Annotated in this window: 13 protein-coding genes; 5 read left to right on the forward strand and 8 right to left on the reverse strand. The window is 64.3% G+C overall.

Annotated elements, in window-relative coordinates:
* Positions 1–103: 103 nt before the first annotated feature.
* On the forward strand, positions 104–1,360 hold the full coding sequence (locus HSR122_RS00210) for a glycosyltransferase (protein WP_229110653.1): 1,257 nt from the start codon (positions 104–106) through the stop codon (positions 1,358–1,360).
* Positions 1,361–1,396: 36 nt separating this feature from the next.
* Here the strand turns inward: HSR122_RS00210 and gfcR are convergent, their stop codons facing one another.
* Entirely contained in the window at positions 1,397–2,020 is a 624-nt protein-coding gene (gene gfcR, locus HSR122_RS00215) for a transcriptional regulator GfcR (protein WP_229110654.1), read from the reverse strand.
* A 254-nt stretch (positions 2,021–2,274) separates the two neighbouring features.
* Between gfcR and HSR122_RS00220 the strand changes: the two genes are divergently transcribed.
* Both HSR122_RS00220 and HSR122_RS00225 read left to right on the forward strand, forming a co-directional pair.
* Positions 2,275–3,123, forward strand: a complete 849-nt coding sequence (locus tag HSR122_RS00220) for a class 1 fructose-bisphosphatase (protein ID WP_229110655.1) — start codon at positions 2,275–2,277, stop codon at positions 3,121–3,123.
* 210 nt (positions 3,124–3,333) lie between these two features.
* A complete protein-coding gene (locus HSR122_RS00225; RefSeq protein ID WP_229110656.1) occupies positions 3,334–4,593 on the forward strand; it encodes an HAD family hydrolase in 1,260 nt (419 codons plus the stop codon).
* A gap of 12 nt (positions 4,594–4,605) precedes the next feature.
* Here HSR122_RS00225 and HSR122_RS00230 read toward each other — a convergent pair whose 3' ends face one another.
* The 7 genes from HSR122_RS00230 to HSR122_RS00260 all read right to left on the reverse strand — a co-directional run bounded on the left by HSR122_RS00230 (position 4,606) and on the right by HSR122_RS00260 (position 11,731).
* Entirely contained in the window at positions 4,606–5,568 is a 963-nt protein-coding gene (locus HSR122_RS00230) for a PfkB family carbohydrate kinase (protein WP_229110657.1), read from the reverse strand.
* A gap of 24 nt (positions 5,569–5,592) precedes the next feature.
* Positions 5,593–6,426, reverse strand: coding sequence for an ABC transporter permease subunit (locus HSR122_RS00235; RefSeq protein ID WP_229110658.1), 834 nt, complete (start codon positions 6,424–6,426; stop codon positions 5,593–5,595).
* Positions 6,423–7,409 (reverse strand): ABC transporter ATP-binding protein, encoded by a 987-nt coding sequence (locus HSR122_RS00240; RefSeq protein ID WP_229110659.1) that lies wholly within the window; start codon positions 7,407–7,409, stop codon positions 6,423–6,425. The genes HSR122_RS00235 and HSR122_RS00240 overlap by 4 nt, the downstream gene beginning before the upstream one ends.
* A 139-nt stretch (positions 7,410–7,548) precedes the next feature.
* On the reverse strand, positions 7,549–8,736 hold the full coding sequence (locus tag HSR122_RS00245) for a redox-regulated ATPase YchF (RefSeq protein WP_229110660.1): 1,188 nt from the start codon (positions 8,734–8,736) through the stop codon (positions 7,549–7,551).
* Positions 8,737–8,873: 137 nt separating this feature from the next.
* A complete protein-coding gene (locus HSR122_RS00250; RefSeq protein ID WP_229110661.1) occupies positions 8,874–10,709 on the reverse strand; it encodes a rhomboid family intramembrane serine protease in 1,836 nt (611 codons plus the stop codon).
* A 218-nt stretch (positions 10,710–10,927) separates the two neighbouring features.
* Positions 10,928–11,416 (reverse strand): hypothetical protein, encoded by a 489-nt coding sequence (locus HSR122_RS00255; RefSeq protein WP_229110662.1) that lies wholly within the window; start codon positions 11,414–11,416, stop codon positions 10,928–10,930.
* Positions 11,417–11,425: 9 nt separating this feature from the next.
* Positions 11,426–11,731, reverse strand: coding sequence for a CopG family ribbon-helix-helix protein (locus HSR122_RS00260; RefSeq protein WP_229110663.1), 306 nt, complete (start codon positions 11,729–11,731; stop codon positions 11,426–11,428).
* 366 nt (positions 11,732–12,097) lie between these two features.
* On the opposite strand from HSR122_RS00260, the gene pheS reads away from it, so the two are divergent.
* A complete protein-coding gene (gene pheS, locus HSR122_RS00265; protein ID WP_229110664.1) occupies positions 12,098–13,603 on the forward strand; it encodes a phenylalanine--tRNA ligase subunit alpha in 1,506 nt (501 codons plus the stop codon).
* Complete coding sequence (pheT, locus tag HSR122_RS00270; RefSeq protein ID WP_229110665.1) at positions 13,603–15,333, forward strand: phenylalanine--tRNA ligase subunit beta; 1,731 nt, start codon at positions 13,603–13,605, stop codon at positions 15,331–15,333. The genes pheS and pheT overlap by 1 nt, the downstream gene beginning before the upstream one ends.
* The last annotated feature ends 128 nt before the right edge of the window (positions 15,334–15,461 follow it).

Consider the following 15,461-nt stretch of genomic DNA (forward strand, 5'->3'; position numbering starts at 1 on the left):
GATGAAAGCGTTCGCCGGACTGTCGTGCCGAACGCTTTCGAAACGGCAGTATCACTATCAATCACCACCTATATTGTTTGTGAGATACTAACAGGGAAGATAGATGCAAACTAGACACACGGATGGTAAGACGTTGGCGGCCTACGAATCGCACATCGACGAGCAGCAGCGCCGGGAGATCCACGCGGTCGCCGAGGAACACGCGGACACTCGGATGGGGCACATCAATTCAACAGCGAGCGGCGGTGGTGTCGCCGAGATCCTCGTCTCGGTGGTCCCGCTATTGAACGACGTCGGCGTCGACACGGACTGGCAGGTCATGGACGCCGACGACGAGTTCTTCGAGGTGACAAAGACTATCCACAACGGCCTTCAGGGCGGCCAGACCGAGCTCACCGAGGATATGCGCGAGACGTATCGTTCCGTCACGATTGAGAACGCTGAGGCGCTCGACGAGCGGTACGACGTCCTCGTGTTGCACGACCCCCAGACACTCGGAATGGCACCGACGCTTGCCGAGCGGTTCCCCGAGACAGCGCTCGTCTGGCGCTGTCACATCGACCTCACGGATGCGACTCCGGCGTATCTTGAGTTCGTGCAGTCGTATCTCGATCCGATCGATCGGGCCGTCTTTACGCTCCCGGAGTACGGCGAGGCGATCACGGGCGTCGAGATAGATACCATCTACCCCTCGATCGATCCGTTGACCGAGAAGAACCGACCGATTGAGGAACTCTCGGGCGACGCGGCGGAGGCAGCCGACCTCGAACGGTTCCCGTTCGACACGGACAGGCCGCTGATCGTGCAGGTCTCTCGGTTCGATCCCTGGAAGGATCCGCTGGGTGTGATTGAGGCCTACCGAGACGTCTCGGCGTCGATCCCTGACGCGCAACTCGCGCTCGTCGGCGCGATGCCCGATGACGATCCCGAGGGAGTCGAGGTGTATCGCGAAGTGGAGGCTGAAGCGGGCGACGACCCCGATATCCACCTGCTTACGAACCTCCCGGACGCCGGGATCAACGGTCTCCAGTGGGGCGCGGACCTCGTCCTCCAGAAGTCGTTGCGCGAGGGGTTTGCGCTGACTGTCTCGGAGGCGCTCTGGAAGGAGACGCCCGTCGTCGGGGCAAACGTCGGCGGCATCCCGCTGCAGATCGAGGACGGGGAGAACGGCTACCTCATCGAACCGCGAGACATCGAGTCGACCGCCGACCGCGTCGTCCGATTGCTCGAGGACGACCAGTTGCGACGCCGGCTCGGCGAGAACGGCCGTGAAACGGTTCGCGAGCAGTTCCTCACCCCGCGGCAGGTCCTGGACTATCTCACACTACTTTCGGCTGCGGAGGGCGATAGAGCGGAGTGAATTCCCCCCTCCGACAGCCCCATACCGGAGAACGTATCAGCCGTCGCTCATCTGGACGATCTCGATGAGCGAATAGATCGGAACGCCGTTGATCTCGTCCTGACCGAGCTTGTCCGTCAGCACGACACCTGCCTGGGGGCTTCCGCCGTTGTCGCGCACCTGTTTGATGGTTTCTGTCATCGTCTGCCCGGTGTCGATGTTGTCGTCGACGATGTAACAGTCTTTGTCGTTGATCCCCGAGAAGTTCCGGGAGAACGAACCCGATGTCTCCGTCTGGTCGTCGTCCCACTGGTACTTGCTAGGCATGTAGACGCTGAGGTCGGTGTCCAACTCCCTCCCGATGACGGTCGCCAGCGGCGCGCCGGACTTGCCGATCCCGATCGTGAGGTCGACGTCTTCTCCCTCGTGAGCGAGTAGATCGGCCATTATAGCGCCGAGGTGACCCAGCCGGTGGCTGTCCCGACCGATGGCGCTCCAGTCGACGTGGACGTCGACCGGGCTCGCCCCGATCTCTTCCTCGATCGACTCCCTGCCGGTCTGTGCAACGAGCCAGCTTGCTGTCTCCCGGGAGACGTTCAGTTCGTCCGCGATCTCCCCTTTCGAGAGGCCGTTGTCTGTCAGTTCTGCCGCGCTCTCGACGAGCGTATCGATGGACTTCATTCGATCGTAGCTTTGGGGATCCGCCGAGATAACTGTCCGTGGTCGATCCCACATATATTTTTCTATCTATTAACCCATGGAATGTTGTTGGTTCTTCGTTGTTTCGGCCACCAGGGGATTGGCATGTCCGTTTCCGCCGCCCTCTTTGTCGCGCAGTTTCTGTTACCGTCAACGAGAACATTCATTGTTATTGATGTCATTTGATGACGTGCAGCGATGGACAAATACGATAGCCGTTTCGTCGGGACCAACACATGAACACGATAGACACGATCGTCCGTGAGGTGCGGGATACAGCCCACTACATGAGTGATAACGTCGCCAACTACGCGGACGATACCACCAGGACGAATCCGAGCGGCGAGGAACAGATCGGTGCCGACATCTGGTCGGATTCGCTGTTTTTCGACGCGCTCTGTCCACTGCAGGGCGTTGGCGGGTACGCGAGCGAGGAGCGCAAGGACGTGACCGACTGCGGTGAGGGGTACACTATCGCGATCGATCCACTGGACGGGTCATCAAACCTCGCTTCGAACAACTCCGTCGGGACCATCGTCGGCGTCTACGACGCGGAACTCCCGGCTCCCGGTCGGGATCTGGTCGCGGCGATGATGGTGCTGTACGGACCCTATACGACGATGACCGTGGCCCGAGAGGACAGCGATGTCGTCCAGCAATACCTGCTACGGGATGGTCACAGCGAACGCTGGGGACAGTTCCGCGTCCCTGAGGAGACTACCGTCGTGGGACTGGCCGGGATACCGAATAACCGAAGTGACACGTTCAACCAGTTCGCGAACGAACTGGAAGGCGAGATGAAGCTCCGATACGGCGGGGCCACTGTCGCCGACCTCGCACAGGTACTGGAATACGGCGGTCTGTTCGGGTATCCGAAGACGGAACAGTACCCCGACGGGAAACTCCGGGTCCACTTCGAGGCCGCACCACTCGCGTATCTCGTCGAGGCGGCCGGCGGCGCATCGACGGACGGCGACAAGTCGATCCTGGACGTTGAGCCGGACAGCATCCACGCCCGGACCCCGATCCTCCTGGGGAACAACCCACTCGTCTCCCGGGCGGAGGCAGCACTCAGTGAGTTATAACGATCACCGTCCGTTGGATCGACCGTGCCCAGCGTGCTTCGAACGGTTCGCCGGCGGGCTGGACCGATCTGGATGGGGGCCGGTCGTCCATGCTGGCTGGTCCGTCCGGGGTCGTCTTTCCGGGCTGGCCGTCCAGCCGACAACCGGGACCGCGAACTCCCGGCCCGGTATTGATGTTCACGCGCAACCGAAACCCGATACAATCACAGTATGGAACGATACGATCGACTTTACCGGCTGTACAGCGACCACGATACCGACACCCTCCGTGCGCTACAGAACCTTGTCGATCTCTTCCCGCTGGTCGAATCGCCCGTCGCGCTCGATCGCTGGCAAGAGATCAACGAAGAGCTCGCAGCGGGCAAAGCAGGAATCGACGACGATTTCTCTGAGGTCGGTGAGACGTTCGCTGATCTCGCGACCCGGGCGACACAGGAACAGGCGTTTACCGGCCTCGACCTCTACAACAAGTACGGCCGTTCGGTGAACGTGCTCATCCTCGATGTCGACGAGACGCTGCGGTCGACGGGGAGCACCGACAACGAGATCCCCCGCGACACACTCAACATGCTGACGGAGTTCCACGACGATGGGATTCCGATCATCATCTGCACCGGTCAGACCCTCGAGAGCGTCAAGGGGTTCGCGATCCAGGGCCTCGGCAGTGAGCTGATTCACTCCGGAAACCTCAGTATCGTCTACGAGACCGGTATCGGTGTCTTCACGCCTGGTCACGGCGCCCGGACGAAGCAACTGCTCTACGAGGACCTCGACGAGGACGTCCAGGCCGTCTTCGAGGATATCCGGGGCCGCATCCTCTCGGAGGCGCCCGAGAACCTCCGACGGGGCTGTCACCTCCAGGGTAACGAGTTCAACATCACGATGAAGCCCAACTTCGACACGGCCTCGACGGCAGCGAAGGACGTCATCGACGAGGCGCTCGTCTACGAACTCGACCTCCTGGGTGACGCGATCTCCGGGCTCGGTCAGGTGGACCTCGAAAGCGAGACCGTCTCCGAGTGGACGCGCGCCTACTACGCCGAGCAAGATCCCGAGATCCGTTCGGTCCTCGAAAGCGAAGGGGCCCTCCCAGATCGTGACGCCACGGACGTTTCATCTGACCTGGAGGACATCCTCGAACGGCTCGATATCGGCTATTACGAGGGAGATGCGGCCGAGATAGGGAGCCTCGAATTGAGCAAGGTAGTCGGGGTCGAAGCGGCACTGGACGTACTCGATATCGAGGACCCATTTAGCATCGTGATGGGCGACTCCAAGAGTGACCTGCGAGTCATGCGCTGGGCCGGCGAGAACGACGCCGGGATCGCAGCAGCCCCGGAACACGCCTCCCAGAGCGTACTGGAGTACGTCGAAGCGACCGACGAACTCGTGTTCGATCAGGGACGGGCCGGGGAGATCCTCCGGATGGTGTACGCACTGAACCGATTTGCCGAGAGTGCCGATTCGTGATACGGACTGGTACTAGCTCATCTCCCACACGTGGACCTTGTCCATCCGATCCTGCGGGCTGAGATCGGTCACGGTTGAGCCTTTCACTGTGACGAGTTTCCAGGCGGTCGCAACGCCGGCACGGAGGGCCTTCGTGTCGTCCCAGCCCTGTTCGTATGCCCACAGGATGGCACCGAACAGGGCGTCCCCAGCTCCCTTCGTGTCGACGACGTCGACGTCGACGGCCGGGGAGTAGAGGGTTTGCTCAGGGGTGATCATTACTGCGCCCTCGCTGCCCATCGACGCGACGACGCGCTCGAATCCCATCGCCTGTATCTCCAGGGCCGCCTGCTCGCAGTCGGTGATGCTGTCGATCGTCCGGCCAGTCGCCATCTCAGTCGCCGCCTGGTTGGTCCGGCAGTACTCGTAGGTTTCTTCGAGCTCGAGCAGCACATCGCCGTGGACGTTGACCGCTGTCTCCCAGTCGCCGGCAGTCGCCAGTCGATCGACCGCCTCGGGCTCCATGCCTGGTGGGAGGCTGCCAGCGATAACGAGAATCTCCGGTTCGTGTTCCCGGACCGTCTCCACCAGCTGGTCGATGACGGCGTCGGTCACCGCCGGGCCGGCCTGTCGGATCTGGTACTCGACCGTCTCGCTCGACTCGCTGCCGGTCACGCGGCTCGTTCGCGGACGGTCCCGTTCGGGAACGAGGATCGTCGAGTTGATTCGCGTCGGTGCCGATTCAATCGTACAGAAGTCCGTCGGGATGCCGAACTCTTTCAGATCCTGCTCGATGAAATAGCCGGTGAACCCGCCGGTGATCCCGGACGCGACCGTCTCGCCCCCAAGCGCGTGCACGAACTGCGAGAGATTGATACCGCCCCCACCCGAGTCGAACTGTGCGTTGGCTGACTTCTGGACGGTGTCGGGTTCTAGCGGCTCGTCCATCTCGATCGTCTGGTCGACCGCCGGGTTCGGCGTCAATGTGAGTAGCATACCCCAAATAGAACTCCTGCGGACTTATAGGTCGGCACGGTCGTAGCGCAGGTAGCCGACGACGAGGGGAACGATCCCCCAGATCCCGAGGACGACAAGACTGGCCCACTGCGAGAGGTACCACGGACCGGCACCGCTCATCGAGCCCGTGAGGACGCCACCGACGGCGTTCAGGTAGGCCGAGCTGGGCGGCATGCTCGCGAGGAACGCGACCCAGTCGGGCATCGGCGCGCCGCTGAACAGTCCCGGGGGGACCTGAAAGCCGTTGGCGACGAACCAGGCGCCGAGCGGAACGATGTCCCAGGCGAACTCCAGAAACACCAGCGCGAGCACGCTGAGCGTGGCCGCCCTGGCGGTCGAGGTGGTACTGGCCGAGATGCCGACGTAGAAGGCCACGTAGACCAGCACGAACAGCATCGTCACCAGGCCGAACAGGACGTAGTCGACGGCAGAGAAGGTCACGTCGCCCACGAAGACGACCGCGAGCATCGCGACCAGCCCGACCAGAACCGGAATCGTCAGCACGAGCGAGCGTCCGACGACCTTCCCGAGGATGACATCAGCGCGGGTGTGGGGCAGGCTCAACAGGAGCTTGCCCGAGCCGGACTCGGCTTCACCGGCGATCGACTTGTACGCGACGACGAGCGCCGCGACGGCGACGAACAGCGCCACGGGAGCCGACAGGAACGTCATCAGCCCCATCGTCGAGACTTCCTCGTCTGCCGTGACCTCGGGGACGAACGCGTAGAGGCCGGCGAACAGCAACGCCAGCAGGAGGAACGTCGCCGAGAGCGCCCACAGCGAGCGCGACCGGCGAGCGTCGTTGAAGTCCTTGTGCGCGACGACGGCCCAGCTCATCGGGCCACCTCCGCGGAGCCGTCCTCGGTGTCCGGTTGGACTGCAGCATCCTGTATAGCGTCGGTCGCCTCACGCCGGGGTTCCGTGGTGAACTGCGCGAACAGTTCCTCCAGGGACGTCTCGGCGGTCGAGAAGTCAAGCACCTCCGCGCCTGCGGATTCGAGCACGTCGAGGATCGCGGTCTTGCTCCCGTCCTCGATCCGGACGGTGACGGTCGTCCCGGTGGCGGTCACGCTGTGGACGCCTTCGAGCACCTCGATAGCTTCGATCGAATCCTCGGGCACGGCGTCGACACGGATCGTCAGTTGTGTGGCCGTCCCGGCGGTGTCGCGCAGTCCTGCGATGGTGTCGACGGTGACGATCCGGCCCTCGTTGAGGATCGCGACGCGATCACAGATCGCTTCGACCTGTTCGAGGATGTGCGAGGAGAAGAACACCGTCGCACCGCGTTCGTTCTCCTCGCGGATGAGCTGGCGCATCTCGCGGGCCCCGTTGGGGTCCAGCCCGGTCGAGGGCTCGTCGAGAATCAGGATCTCGGGTTCGCCGACCAGCGCCATCGCGAGGACGAGCCGCTGGCGCATCCCCTTGGAGTAGCCGCCGGCGGGCCGGTCGGCCGCGTCGGCGATACCGACCCGGTCCAGCAGGGCCAGCGGCTCGTCGTCTGTCCCCTTGGAGTCGATCGCGAACTGGACGTGCTGGCGACCGGTCAGGCGGCCGTAGACCTGGTAAGCGTCCGGCAGGACGCCGGTCCGTCGCCGGATCTCGAGGGTGTCTTCCTGAGCGTCCATCCCGAGGACGCGCGCCGAGCCGGCCGTCGGGCGGACGAAGTCCAGCAAGGTGTCGATCGTCGTCGACTTGCCGGCCCCGTTGGGCCCGAGGAACCCGAAAATCTCGCCCGTCTCGACGGTGAGATCGACGCCGTCGAGCGCGATTACGTCACCGAAGTGCTTGGTCAATCCTGTGAGTTCAATATCAGGTCCCATACCATACAGACTACTTGTTAGTACATAAATACGTACTGAGTGAGGGTAGCACGGGGGTTTCGGCGTTCCGGCGCGCCGTCAGCGTCGGTCGTCTCCCAGTCTGGCGGTAGCAGTGCTAATCCCGGCCGAGAAGCCGCCTCTAGTTCGTCGTCGTGATCTCGATCACGTCTCGGTGGTCGAGTTCCGCGTCGGCACCGACCTGGCGCCCGGAGCGGACGTCGTGGGCGTGGAGAAAGCCGTCGCCGATGTCGGAGTGGAGGAAGTACGCGAAGTCCTCGGCGGTCGAGCCGTCCGGGAGGACGAAACAGTCCTGCAGGAACGTGCCGTCGTCCTGCGGGCTGCTCGCGCCCGGGAAGACGGCGATCGCGCCGAGTTCCTCGAACAGCGCCGTTTCCAGCACCTCCTGGACGCCCGTGCCGCCGTAGGCGTCGACGAACGCCCGGATCCGTTCGAGCCCGGCGGCTTTCTTTTCGGGGAGGTCCGCGGTCACCTCGAAGTCCCTATCCCCGGGCCGATACTCGAGCACGCCCCGCTCGTCGCCCTGCTTCAGTGCCTTCTCGGCGTGCGCCGAGACGGGGACGAAGGTGAGGTGGTCGTAGTCGGGATCGGCCGTGACTCGCTCCCAGTTGTCCTGTGCGGCCCCGGTGTCCATCTTGTTGGCCGCAACTACCATCGGTTTGGTCCGGATCCTGATCTCGCGGGCCAGCGCCTCCCGGTCGGCCGCGTCCCAGGTGTCGGGATCGAGCGCCAGATCCAGCGCGAGGATGACCTGCTTGATCTCGTCTTCGGTGATCCCGAACGCCGACAGTTGCTCGGCCAGATCGGTCTCGATGTCCCGCTCCGCGCCGTGATAGCCCGTGTGATAGCGATCGATCCCCTTCTCCAGGACGTCGAGATACCACATGTCGAGTTCGTTCTCCAGGAAATCGATATCCTCGCGGGGATCGTGATCGTCAGTCGGTTCGCCCTCGAGGTCGGTCTCGCCGGTGAAATCGACCACGTGGACGAGCACGTCAGTCTCGTTCAGGTCCGAGAGGAACTGGTTGCCCAGCCCCTTCCCCTCGTGGGCACCGGGGACGAGTCCGGCCACGTCGACCAGTTTCGTCGGGACGAACCGGACGCCGTCGGCGCAGTAGCCGTGGTTGGGCGTGCAGGTGTGGCCGAACTCCGGGGCGGCACACTCGACGCGGACGTACGCCTCGCCCACCGAGGGGTCGATCGTCGTGAAGGGGTAGGCCCCTTCGGGGACGTCGTTCATCGTCGCCGCATTGAAGAACGTGGACTTGCCCACCGAGGGCTTGCCCACGAGACCGATCCGATAGCTCATTGGCGAATCGGAGTCGAATCACGGTCTAAAACGTTCGGAAACGATCGCTCAGAGCGTGTAAGTCTCACACAAGATGTCGTATGCGGTGCTCGAAAACAGGTGCTGGAGGACCGGGATCAGAGCGCGGCAACCGGGCGCTATTCGTACGTCTCTCTTTCGGCGACGGTCACGCTCGTCCCGTCGGAGGCGACTACGACGGCGGTCGATCCGTCGTCGGCTTCGGTCCGGACCGTCAGCGGGCCGACCGTCGCGGTCTCGTTGGTTTCGGGGATTGCTGCCGTGCCGACTGTCGCGTCGTCCCGGGTGACACGCACTTCGAACCCGTCGTCAGTGGGGACGACCCCGATCCGGTGGCCGTCGATCGTCACGTCCGCCTGCACCGGATCGGTCGCGAACGAGCGTGTCGTCTCACCGTCGACGGTCAGATCGACCGCGTAGGCCGACTCGTTGCCGGTGACGTCCCAGCCCGTCCGGTCGGCGCGGACGGTCTCGCGCCAGCCGAGCCCGCCGACGTTGACGCTCGCTTCCCCGTCGAAGGCCAGCGATTCCGCCCGCTCGGTGACCGTCCAGATGCTTCGGGACTCGCTGGCGACGATCAGCCCGTCCTGGGTCGTCTCCGTGGCGTTCTCGACGTCCAGCAGGAGCAGCGTCTGTCCGGGGGTGGCGTCTTCCTCGTAGGTCACCAGGTAGTCGCCGACCCTCACCTCGCCCGTGTCGGTCACCGAGTCGGCGTCGACGGTGATCGGGCCGTAGAGCAGGCCCGGAACGACCAACAGGAGTCCGACCGTCCCGAGGCCGAGCAGCGCGACGTTCCGGTGGCTCGACCACCGGGTGTCCTGCCCCCGGAGCGCGGTCGGGACCGCGGGGACGGCGAGCACGACGACCGCGAGCACGAGCAGTGCCATGAAGGGCGCGATACCGCCGACTTCCGGCACGAGTCCGGAGACCGAAACCACCAGCGAGAACGCGAGCACGCCGGCCAGAAGCGCGAACGGGAGCGCCAGGACGACTAGCCAGCCGACCGCGAGCAGCCGCGGGATCGACCGATCGCTACCCGAGACCGCGACCGTCACCAGCCCGGCCAGCACGGCGACGACGATCACGCCGACGGCGCGATAGAGGTAGAAGACGTCCTCGCCAGGGAAGACGAGCAGCCACAGCGACAGCGCGAGTCCGAAGCCCGCGGTACCGAGAAACAGCCGGGCGGGCGGGAGCCACTGTCGGCGCGACCGGAGGAGCGCGATCGCCGCCACCGCGCCGACGGCGAACCCGAGCATGTGTGCCTGAAACGCGATCGACGCCCACGACGGCGGTGACGGCCCGCCGGCCGAAATCGACCCGGTGACGACCGGGTTCACGACCGCCTGATAGAGGACGTCCAGCGCGCTCGAGCCCACGACGGCCCCGATCGCGGCTCGCGGCTTGGCTACGACCGCAAAGCCCGCGACCGCGAAGACCGCGCCCGAAAAGCCCAGCCCCGGCCCCATCGAGAAGACGCCCGTCAGCAGCGCGACGCCGAACATCGCGGCGGGGACGAGCGCGATCCGCACGCGGGGCCGAGACCGCCAGCCGCCGTCGCCGGCCAGAAGCGAGTCGCGGTCGCGTCTGGCCGGCGGGTAGTGCCCCCAGGCGTACTCCGCGACGAGTCCGAACGCCAGCGTCCCGGTCATGTTGCTGACGAGATGGGCCGGCGAACCGTGGGCGAACCCCGAGGTCAGCACGCCGAGCGGGTAGAAGTACGACCACGAGACGAAGGGCAGCGTCAGGGGATCGCCCCAGTCGGTGAGACCGTTCTGTGCCAGCAGGTAAAACGCCGTGACCAGCGCGACGGCGATCAGGGTTCCCCACGGGAGCCCGTAGACGAGTCGATCCGCCGTGAGCGCGCGCCACCGCTCCCACCCACCGTAGTAGAGGACCGCGCCCGCAGCGACGCTCAGCGTCACGAGAAGGGCGGCGACAGCCAGCGAGACCATACCGTACCTGATGGTCAGGAATCGTATAACGGTTCGGTCCCGTGATTGCCGTACGTCCCTTCCGGGTCGACTACACGAGGGCGTGTGGTCGCACCGGTAAATCGGTCCAACAGTCACGATAGTGTCGCCGTCGGTGCTCATACTGGTGGCCATACCATTTCGAAACGATCTGACACGCTGTCGTGACAGATATCGTTACGAACGTATAGCCGCAAGCATCACTCATCAAACAGGGTCTGTGCTCGTCTGTATATTGGTGCGCCGAGCCAGTCCCGCTGTTGTGCAAGTTCCTCGAGTTTGTGCAGGGCCTGCTGTTTTTCCAGGACGTCTCTGTTGACGAGAGCTTTCAACACGATAGGTGAGATCGCCACCTGTGCGTCTGCGAGTGTCTGGAGCTCGGGGAGTGCCCGGAGGTCGTCCGTGATCAGGAACGTTGCGTCTCGCTCGTTGGCAAGGCGTACGCAGCTCCCTTCGCCTTGATCGATGCGAGACGAGGTGAATTCTCCCTGAGCCTGGGCGGTGTGTATTCGTTCGATGGTGTCGAGGACGGTGTCGGCTGCTTTGCCGTGTCGGTCGTTGTACTCCGCAGTCGCTTCTAGCTCTGCAACGACGGTGTCCGTCGTGTGGACATCGAATTCCGTCAGGAAGGTGTCGAGGAGGTCGATCGTGGCGATCGAGATGAGGGCGCTTGTATCCGCGACGATCATATGAAAAGGTCACGACAGTTCTGCGAGGTCGTCGGCCACGTCTTCGCCTTCGTCCAGAAGGGTTTTCGATGCACGGACGGATGCGGCGTCCTGCCGTCCAATGAACTCCTTGAGGACGTCAAACCCAATTTCGTCGTCGAGATAGAGTTCCACGACCGCTTCCTTGAATTTCTCGTTATCCTCGACAGTCTCCAAATAGTCCTGGAGTGCTTCGACGACGATTTCGGTCCGGTTCTTGTGCGTGACTTCCGCCGCCACGTCCGCCTTCTCGATCAGGCTCTCCGGCAGTCGGAAGTTGACCCTGGTACTGCCCATTCTCGAACCACCTGTTGTCTGTACGTTGTGGTCACAGATTCAAATCAGTTCGGTGTCTCCCAAGCCCATCACAGTTACTATCGAGATCACAACGCTTATTGAGGCGGTCTGACAAGGAACGAGCGAGTATGACGGCCGAACCCGAAAGCAGGCGTCGCGTCCGCCAGCCGACCGTGTTCGACGGGTTCGGCTTCTTTTTCGAACGTTGAGAGCGGCGGACTGCGGGGCCGACGCTAGCGCGTCATCCCACACGAAACCGCTCTGTTGTCGACCGTCCCAGCGCGTGGCCTGCCGATCGGTAGTGTGGCCGCGTGCGACCACTATGAGAACCGTTAACTGACGGACCCACGGTTTCCCTACCAAGAAATGAAACTCCCGGAAACGCAGGTCGCGGTCGTCGAGGCCGCGAGCGCGACCGAAGTGCGGACAGTCGAATCGCTCGCCGACGAACTCGATCACAAGCCGGCATCGATCACCCGTGCGGCCTTCGAACTCGAAGACGAAGGGCTGCTGGACGTGATCGAATCGACCGACGAATCGGTCTCGTTGACCGACGAGGGGCGGACGTACCTCGAGGACGGGCTCCCCGAGATACGGCTGTACGAGGCCGCACTCGAGGCCGCGGACGGCGACCCCGTCGAGATGGGGGAGGTCATCGGCGCGTCCGGCCTCGAGGGCGGAGCCGTCGACATCGCGCTGTCGAACCTCGCCCGGAAGGGCTACGGCGAGATCGACAGCGGCGAGATCTCGCCCGATCCCGACGCCGACCCGGACGCCGACGAGGAGGTCACAGCCCTGGAAGCGATCGAGAGCGGCGACGCGGACCTCGTGGCCGAAGACACGCTCGACCAGCTCGAGCGACGCGGGCTGATCGAGCGCTCCGAGCGGACGGTTCGATCGGTACAACTCACCGACGAGGGCGTGACGGCGCTGATGGAGGGGATCGAAGTCGCCGAGGCAGTCGATCGGCTCACCTCCGAGCTGCTCACCAGCGGCGAGTGGCGCGACGTGGAGTTCAGCGAGTACAACGTCGCGGCCGACGCCCCGGACATCGACGGGGGCAAGCACCACCCGCTGCGGTCGATGGCCGAGCGCGTCAAGGACGTGCTGGTCGGGATGGGGTTCGAAGAGATGCAGGGGCCACACGCTGACGCCGAGTTCTGGATCAACGACTGTCTGTTCATGCCCCAGGACCACCCCGCCCGCACCCACTGGGACCAGTTCGCCCTGGACGTCCCGCCGATGGGAGCGCTCCCCGACGGCGTTCGCGAGCGCGTCGAAGGTGCCCACCGCGAGGGCGTCGGCGAGGACGGACAGGGCTACCACTCGCCGTGGGGCGAGGAGATGGCCCGACAGATCGACCTGCGCGGGCACACGACCTCGCTGTCGGCCCGGTACCTCTCGGGGATCGCCGAGGGCGACCTCGAGCCGCCACAGCGGTACTTCTCTATCGAGAAAGCCTACCGAAACGACGAGATCGACGCCACCCACCTGCTTGAGTTCTTCCAGATTGAGGGGTGGGTGATGGCCGAGGACCTGTCGGTGCGTGACCTGATGGGGACGTTCACCGAGTTCTACGAGCAGTTCGGGATCACCGACCTGCAGTTCAAGCCCACCTACAACCCCTACACGGAGCCGAGCTTCGAGCTGTTCGGCGAACACCCTGTCACGGGCGAGGTCGTCGAGATCGGCAACTCCGGGATCTTCCGCCCGGAGATGCTCGAGCCGCTGGGCGTCGACTGCGACGTGATGGCCTGGGGGCTGGCCCTGGAGCGGCTGATGATGCTGGTGACCGGCGCGGAGGACATCCGCGACGTCCACGGGACGCTCGTGGATCTGGACTATCTGCGGACCGAGGAGGTGCGTTACTGATGCCCACTGTCGACATCGACACCGACGAACTGCGCGAGTTGACCGGCTACGAGGACAAAAGCGACGAGCAGCTCAGAGACGACCTGTTCGAGCTGGGGCTGGAGTACGAGGGCGAGACCGAGGAGGGCGAGCTGCGCTTCGAGTTCGAGCCCGACCGGCTGGATCGCCTCTCGGTCGAGGGCGTGGCGCGCTCGCTGCAGTATCACTACGGCGACAGCCGCGGGGTGCACGTCCCGAGCACCAACAGCGCCGAGTGGACGATCGAGGTCGAGGACGTCCCCGAAGAGCGCCCCTACGTGACGGGCGCGGTCGTTCGCGGGCTCGATCTCAGCCAGGCGGGCTTCGACTCGCTGATTCAACTGCAGGAGAAACTCCACGCGACGATGGGGCGCAAGCGCGCGAAGGGCGCGATCGGCGTCCACGATCTGACGATGCTCAAGGGAGAGGCGGCGGTGGAGGGCGGCGGGAAGACAGTCCGCTATACGGGCGTCGATCCCGACGAGGTGCGGTTCGTCCCGCTGGAGAGCGACGCGGAGATGACCCCCGCCGAGGTCATCGAGAACCACCACATCGGCACGGAGTACGGCCACCTCGTCGAGGACATGGACCGGGTGCCGGCGATCTACGACTCGATCGGTCTGTTCTCGTTCCCGCCGGTCGTCAACGGTCGCCGGACCGAGGTGACGACCGACTCGCGGGACCTGTTCATCGAGATGACCGGCACCGATCAGTGGACGATCGACCACATGTTGAACATCGTCTGCTACGCGCTGGCGGCCCGCGGCGGGACCATCGAGAACGTCCGCGTCGAGTACGAGACGGCACCCGAGGAGTATCCGGCCGAACTGGTCCGGCCGGACCTCTCGACGACCGAGAAGACCGTCGCCCACGACGACATCGAGACGACGCTGGGGATCGATCTCTCGGCAGCCGACGTGATCGACCTGCTGGAACGCTCGGGACTCGACGGGGAGTCGACCGAGACCGAAGACGGCGAGCCGGCCTACGAGGTCACGATTCCGCCCTATCGCGTGGACGTGCGCCATCCGGTCGACGTGATCGACGATGTCGGTCGAGCGTACGGGTTCAACGAACTGGAGCCGCGGTATCCGGACGTGGGGACGATCGGCGGTCGACACGAGCGGTCGCGACTGGAGCGGGCCGTCCGCGAGACGCTAGTCGGGCTTGGGTTCCAGGGCCTGTTGAACTTCCACATGACCGACGAGGAGCAGGTCAGCGGCCGGATGAACCTCGGCGACAGCGAAGACGTGCTGGGGGCGGCCGAGCCGGTTCAGATCCGGAACTCCTACAGCGAGGACTACACCATCACCCGATCGTGGCTGTTGCCCTCGATCATGCAGGTGCTCGAGAACAACACCCACCGGAGCTATCCCCAGGATCTGGCGGAGGTCGGCTGGGTCGCCCACCGCGACGACGAGCAGAATACCGGCGTCGCGGAATCGCGCCACGTCGCGGCCGTGCTCGCACGCCACGAGGTGTCCTTCGAGGACGGCAAGGCCCGCCTGCAGGCGCTCGTCGAGTCCTTCGGAGCCGACGTCGAGACGCCGCCCACAGACCACCCGACCTTCATTTCGGGTCGAACCGCCGAGATCGTCGTCGACGGCGACGCCGTCGGCGTGATCGGAGAGGTCCATCCGAAAGTGCTGGTCGAATACGATCTGGAACTGCCGGTCGTGGCATTCGAGTTCGATATCGAAGCGCTGCGGTAGGCGCGGTTGACAGCCCGATAGCAACCAGCCCGAACGGAGTGAGGGCTGGCTTTTTGGTCCAGCTTTTTCGAGGAGCGGTTCGCGGTCACAGACGAGCCCTGGAGAACGTTTCACGCCGGTTAGCGATG

The sequence above is a fragment of the Halapricum desulfuricans genome (assembly GCF_017094525.1).
Taxonomy (GTDB): Archaea; Halobacteriota; Halobacteria; order Halobacteriales; family Haloarculaceae; genus Halapricum; species Halapricum desulfuricans.